This window comes from Methanosphaera sp., assembly GCF_016282985.1.
GTDB lineage: Archaea > Methanobacteriota > Methanobacteria > Methanobacteriales > Methanobacteriaceae > Methanosphaera.
The window spans coordinates 1-6,421 of record NZ_JAEELZ010000063.1 but is presented as its reverse complement, the minus strand read 5'-3'; the positions used below and the strand labels follow the sequence as shown (position 1 = coordinate 6,421).

The window sequence follows — 6,421 nt, the reverse complement described above, 5'->3', positions numbered from 1 at the left end:
TGCTCAACCCGGAAATAACACTGATGACCGTAAAGTAGTCTTTAAAGTTAATGGTAATCCTGTAGGTTATCCTAATGTACATAACGGACTTGCAACTTATGTATATGATGCAAAAAGTTTAACTCCAAAAAATTATACTATAACAGTGAAATATGGTGAAAATTCCAAATATTTGGGTAGTTCATCAACTTCAACTTTAACTGTTGTAAAAGATGCAAGTAAAATTGTTGTAAGTAATGTTACAGTTATTTCTAACGAAACAGTTAAGATTACAGCAACTGTTTCCAATAAAAATAATGGAAATTATGCAACAAGTGGTAAAGTTGCATTTAAACTTAATGGTAAAACAATAGGTTATGCAAATGTAACTAATGGAAAGGCAATATTAACATATAAGGCAGTCCATTCTGCAAAAACTTACAAACTTAATGCAACATATGGTGGAAACAATATATTGAATTCATCAGTTTCATCTATGAGTTCTTTTGTAGTTTCACCAAGGCCGACCAAGATGACTGTTGGTAAAATATCAGGATATTCAACTACTGTTGTACTTAAAGCATCAGTTGTTGATAAGTTAACTTCAAAAAATTTAACTTCAGGATTAGTTGTATTTAAAATTAATGATAAAACTGTGGGAAATGCTACTATTTCAAAAGGTGTAGCTTCTTTAAAATATAATTCTAGCCATTTGGCAAGGGGTACTTATAAATTAACGGCTTTACTTAAGCCTACATCCGTTTATGATTTTACATCAGTTAACACTAATTTGACAATATTGGCTGAAAGTTCATTTACATATGATCAAATTAAAACAGCAGCAGTTTATGTTAGAACAGTTTATGAATCTAACAATACTTTAACTACTGTTCCTATTGGTAAATCTAGGATAGCTTTATCTGAGTTCTTGGCACTTATGATTAAAGCTTGTGTATATGCGGATAGGGGTGTAAAAGTTAATATTAGTTATAAAAAGTATAATTCATTAAACGAACAGTATGATTCAATGGCAAAAGTCGTATTGAATATTTCACAGGTTAAAGAAATTGGTGACAGGACATTAAGCTTTATGGAAGCTAATGGTAGACCACCAAAATATGTTTCAACAGATTTTGGTAAGATGGGATACTTTAATATTGTTTATACATATTGTAGGGTGATGGATGTTTCAGCATATAACTATTTACCTTCTACTTGTAGAGTCTATAGTTGGGCTAGTATGCATCCGGCAAGCTCTAAATCAAGAACAATTTATCTTACAAGTGATGTAATAGTCAATAAAGAGGTAGATTATGCATTCATGGAAAGTATAAAAAAAGCTCTAAATGAAAAAGGTTATTCAGCAGTAGTACTTGGTTATGGACCAAATTCACATAATACTGCAATCAGAAGTCAGTCATTACCAATAAATGCTGTACAGGTATCAATATTTGGAGGAGCAGATCCTGGTGTTATATATGACATGTCAACTAGGAGCTTTATGAAATTAAAAGAGAGTAGGTTGATGTATTTGGTATTCCATTCAACTTATTCTAAGGATATAACTGGATTATCCTTCTTAAAAAGAGCACGTGATGATAATTATTCACCTAGTAGTTTTACGGGAATAGCAAATCCTGATAAGTACTTAAGAAGTTATGGATATGATTATGTATTTACTAACAATATTAACACAATAGTAAATGGTATAATTAAGTATATTTCTTAATTATACTCTTTTATAACTTTTTTTATACATTCTTCAAAAGAATTAATCATGTTCGAATATTGAAATTTATTATTTATTATTTCTTTTGATTTTAAACTCATTTCTTTTTCTAATTTTTTATCATTTAAAATCATTTCAATAGCATTTTTCAATGCATCACTATCTTTTTCAGGTACAATAAATCCATTATCTTCTATCATATCGGGGGCAGCACCTACAGCTGTTGTTGCTATAATAGGATTGTAATAATACATGGCTTCATTTAATACAAATACCCATGGATCGCCCATTCCTTTATTAATGGAGGGAATTACAACAAGATTGCTTTCATTGTAATAATTTTCTAATTCTTCATTATTTATTTTACCAGTAAATATTACGTTGTTCAAGTTTTTTTCTTTAACATAATCTTTTAATTTTTCTTCTTCCTCACCTGAACCGATAATTATTAATTCCGTATTTTCCATTTTTAATTTATCATAAGCTTCAAGAAGATAAATTACACCCTTTCGTTCTATTAAACGTCCCACATATAATATTTTTTTTATAGGATGATTTTTCATAGTTATATCTGCATTTCCTTTGATATTACTTACGTTAGGCATTATTTGTACATGATTTTCAGGAACTTCCAGTTTCTTTGTAAAATATTCTTTATGTAATGTTCCAGGTACTAAAATAGCATCTGAATGATTACATAAATACTTAATGATTTTGTTTAATAGTTTTTCCTTGATATTATTGTCTTTTTCCCAGTCCCAATCTTCACGCCATATGATAAAAGGTTCTTTCTTAATTTTAGTAATACCATACAATATGATGGTTTCAAATAATTCCTGAGGAGTGTCCCAACTACCCCCAATTGTTATATCATATGAATTTCTGGCTTTAGAAATCAAACCTCTTGCAAATCCATGAAAATTTGGTAAAATTGTGTAATTAACTCCTTCAAGACCTTCTATTTGATTATTGATGTTTTCATCATAGACTTCTTGCATAACACCAATATGGGTGAAAACTAAGTCTAAATCATATATTTTTGACAGTTCTTTGAAAAAGGGTAGTCTATACCACATTGCCGTGTTATGAGTAAATAATATTTTCATTCGTTTCACCATGAATGTGTTATTCTATTATAAATTTGAGAATCTCCATTGTCATATATTTTACTGGATTTGCTTATTGGTTCATCTAATGGGAGGTATTCTCCATTTCCATATAAGAAACTTGTGTGTTTAATATTGTTTGATCTTAAGAACATATAACTTCGCGGTTCCATGTCCGACATATTTTTTGGATTCGTCGTATGCATATCGTTTAACCAGTAAAGCAGGATGTTACTGAACGCATCTGAGAACAATGTGTTATTTTGTTCGTTATCGTAATAGTTTTTAAACCAGGCAACTCCAGCATATTCTCCTTGACTAAATATTGGTGCATCTATAGTATTATCGATAGGTAATGTGGATGGTTGACCTACTTCATAATCTATTAATCCTGTATTAAGTATGAAGAATAATACCAAGAAAACTCCAATAACTTTCATAGTTATTCCTATACGTTTTCTTAATTCAGTAGTTTTTATTAGGCCTATGGCAGAATTACTTATATAATATAATCCTATAATACAAAATGGTGCTAATACTACGAAAGTTACTTCATATATTCTTTGAAGACTTAATTGACCTCTGAATGCCGGTATATATAGACCACATGCTAAAATCACCAGATTGAATAATGCAAAAGCATTATATTCTCGTGTAAAATGTAAATATTTTGGTTGGATTAGGTTCATAATAAAACCAATCAGTATAAAGTATACAGAGAATAAAATTACTCTCTGTGCATTAATACTTACAATATCCATGAATGTGAATGGCCACCAGATATATATGAATGCAATAATTGTTGTAACCACTATTATTGCTTGTCTACGTCTTAAACTCATCTGTTTTATTTTCATGACTTGATTTTTTATAAACGGATGAACTTGTATGTCTTCAATTTTTTTATCTTCTGATATTTTAGTGAATATCTTATAACCTACTACTAAAAGTATTAAGACAACACCTATTCCTGCCAACAAAATCATAGGATTGATTGAACCACTTGAAATTATTGTGTTCACGTTTTTTGAAACAATTTTCAATGCGTCAAATAATGAAGCAATAGGTTTACTGTCTGCTGTTAGTGAATAGTATACTACTATGAATCCTATGAAAAACAAAGAAAGGGGTAAACTTATAGTCTGATCTTTTACTTTAAAATATTCTCCGAAATATTTACGTTCTGCCCCAAATGTTATGAGTATAGTGTTTAGAATATTTCCGAAAGGACTGGATAGTACTGATAATATAACTATTGTTGCAAGTAACATAAACATAAACAAGTACGTAACACTATAATGTGATAAGATTAAACCTACTCCAAATAGGAGGTATAATAATTTTCTCTTATTCTGAGAGATATTTCTGTCTATCATCAACCAAACCAATAATACTAGGAAAATCTCTGCTATTTGTTGTCTGGCCATTTGAACCATCCAACCATATGAAAATCCATTATAGGCAATGAAGAAAAATGCTGCTAAAAATGCAATTTTTCCTCCAGTATGTCTTTCAAAGATTTTGTATAATCCAATACTTATTAAAGAGAATAAGAATGGATATATGAATTTTAAAATCCAGGTTAAGGTCATACCTGATAATTTGTTATAAATTGGTGCATACATCACAACACTTAACATTGCATTGTAAGCATGAGGCCAAGTATAATCCCAAATTCCATTTTTAATCACATATGTAGCAAATTGATATTCAAAGAATATGTCATAACCCCAAATGTGGTTTGAAATAAGAACACTGTAATATAAAATGGATATTGCAATACTGAAGATTGCTATATGATAGTATTCTCTTTTCAAATATCCCCAAGCCATTGCAAGTACTAAAGTACAGATCAATAATAGTAATAATATTTGTATTTCGTTTCTTCCATAGTATTGTAGAGTGTATGCTCCAATAATTGCTATTAAAGGGAGAATACATAAACATATGAATTGGTTTGATGTAAGTAGGTCAATACTTAATTTAGAACTACTATAGTAGAAATATTCTTTATCTTGCCTATAAGCTAATAATAATAGAATCATGTTGAAAACAGTGAATGTTATTAATAATGGTATGGTTTCAATTGGTTTTGAAATACCAAAAGAAGGATATACCTGATTCATAAACAATCCTACCAATAGGACAGAGAGTATGCTCAGACCTACACTTAATAACGTGGTAAAAGTATTTCCGAGTTTATGTAGTTTAAGCACTCTTAAAATCAATACTCCCGGAACTAAAGCTAAGTATAATAATGTAATTATATCATTAAATATTGGTATATGCATTTGATTGTAAGAAAAAAAGCCTACAACCCACATTAATACCTGAATTAATATAATAACGGCAGCAAATTCTTTGAATTTCCAGTCATTTAATGTAAAAATATTTCTAAATTCCATTATTAATTCACACTCTCTACAACTTTATTATATTGTTCAATAATTTTATTTACCATAACATCCATTGAATTATCGGGTAAACTTTTATATGAATTAACTTCCAATTTTTTTAATAATTCTTTGTTATTTATTACTTTTACAAGTTTCTCTTTTAAACTGTTAACATTGCCAGCTTCAAATAATAATCCATTATATTCTTCTTCAATTAATTCAGGAATTCCTCCTATATCACTGCCAATAACTGGAGTTCCAGTACTAAAACTTTCATATATTACTAATGGTGAATTATCATAACAAATTGAAGGTATTACTAGAATATTACTCATTTCATAATATTCTTTTATGTTTCTGTTATCTACAAAACCATGGAATATGATTCTAGCATCATCTTTAGCTAAACTTTTAAATTCTTCTTCATCGTAACCTTTACCAATAATATGTAATTTTAAATAATCTCCTTCAATTTCTTTAAAAGCGTTAATAAGAGTATCAACTCCCTTATGTTTGCCTAAAGTACCGATATATGTAATATCTATTGTATTGTACTCTTTAACAGTTTTGATGGATTTATATTCTACTCCTAATGGGATTTTAATACAATCTGTACTCTTAAAGAAATCATTTTCTTTAAATTTATTTATCATAAATTGTGATGGGGAAATTAACAAATCAACATTATCGTTTAACAGTCTTCTTTGTTGATTAACATATTGATTACATATGAAATTTCTTTTTTCACATAATTTATTATTTCCATTAATAAGATTAGCTCTAGGACATATTAATGAAAAATCATGTGATTCATAGATTACAGGTATATTCAAATCTTTTCCAGCCTTAAAACAAGATAAAGATAATCCTTTATAGTTGTTAATATGAATTACATCAACATTTTCTTCAACAAGTATTTTTTTAATAACATTCAATGTTGAATTATTCCAAAGATCCAAAATATGCCAAAAAGGTTTTTTAATTCCTTGTGCATCTGTCTGTTTATATGTAGGATATAATTTGGTTGTATTTAACTGATAAATAGTGGTTTTATCTCTATTAATAACATGATACTCTTCATCAGGACTGGTTGTAATAATAATGGATTCGTGTCCATGTTCCAGCATATTCAATGCCATTTTTTCGACAATTATTTCTGCTCCTCCAAGAACATTTGGTGGATAAAGGTTAGTGATAAAGCATATCTTCAT

Annotated in this window: 4 protein-coding genes; 1 reads left to right on the top strand and 3 read right to left on the bottom strand. The window is 28.8% G+C overall.

What is annotated here, in order from left to right; genetic code table 11:
* The coding region (locus tag QZZ11_RS03915; protein ID WP_292473789.1) for an Ig-like domain-containing protein at positions 1-1,708 on the top strand (1,708 nt) is incomplete at its 5' end.
* Here QZZ11_RS03915 and QZZ11_RS03910 read toward each other — a convergent pair.
* The 3 genes from QZZ11_RS03910 to QZZ11_RS03900 all read right to left on the bottom strand — a co-directional run.
* Positions 1,705-2,814 carry a glycosyltransferase family 4 protein gene (locus QZZ11_RS03910; RefSeq protein ID WP_292473788.1) on the bottom strand — a complete coding sequence of 370 codons (1,110 nt, stop codon included), beginning with the start codon at positions 2,812-2,814 and terminating at the stop codon, positions 1,705-1,707. The two genes, QZZ11_RS03915 and QZZ11_RS03910, sit on opposite strands and share 4 nt — an antisense overlap.
* A gap of 5 nt (positions 2,815-2,819) precedes the next feature.
* Positions 2,820-5,219, bottom strand: coding sequence for a DUF2206 domain-containing protein (locus QZZ11_RS03905; protein WP_292473786.1), 2,400 nt, complete (start codon positions 5,217-5,219; stop codon positions 2,820-2,822).
* Between the two features lie 2 nt (positions 5,220-5,221).
* Positions 5,222-6,421, bottom strand: a 1,200-nt coding sequence (locus QZZ11_RS03900; protein ID WP_292473785.1) for a glycosyltransferase family 4 protein, incomplete at its 5' end; no start/stop codon positions are given.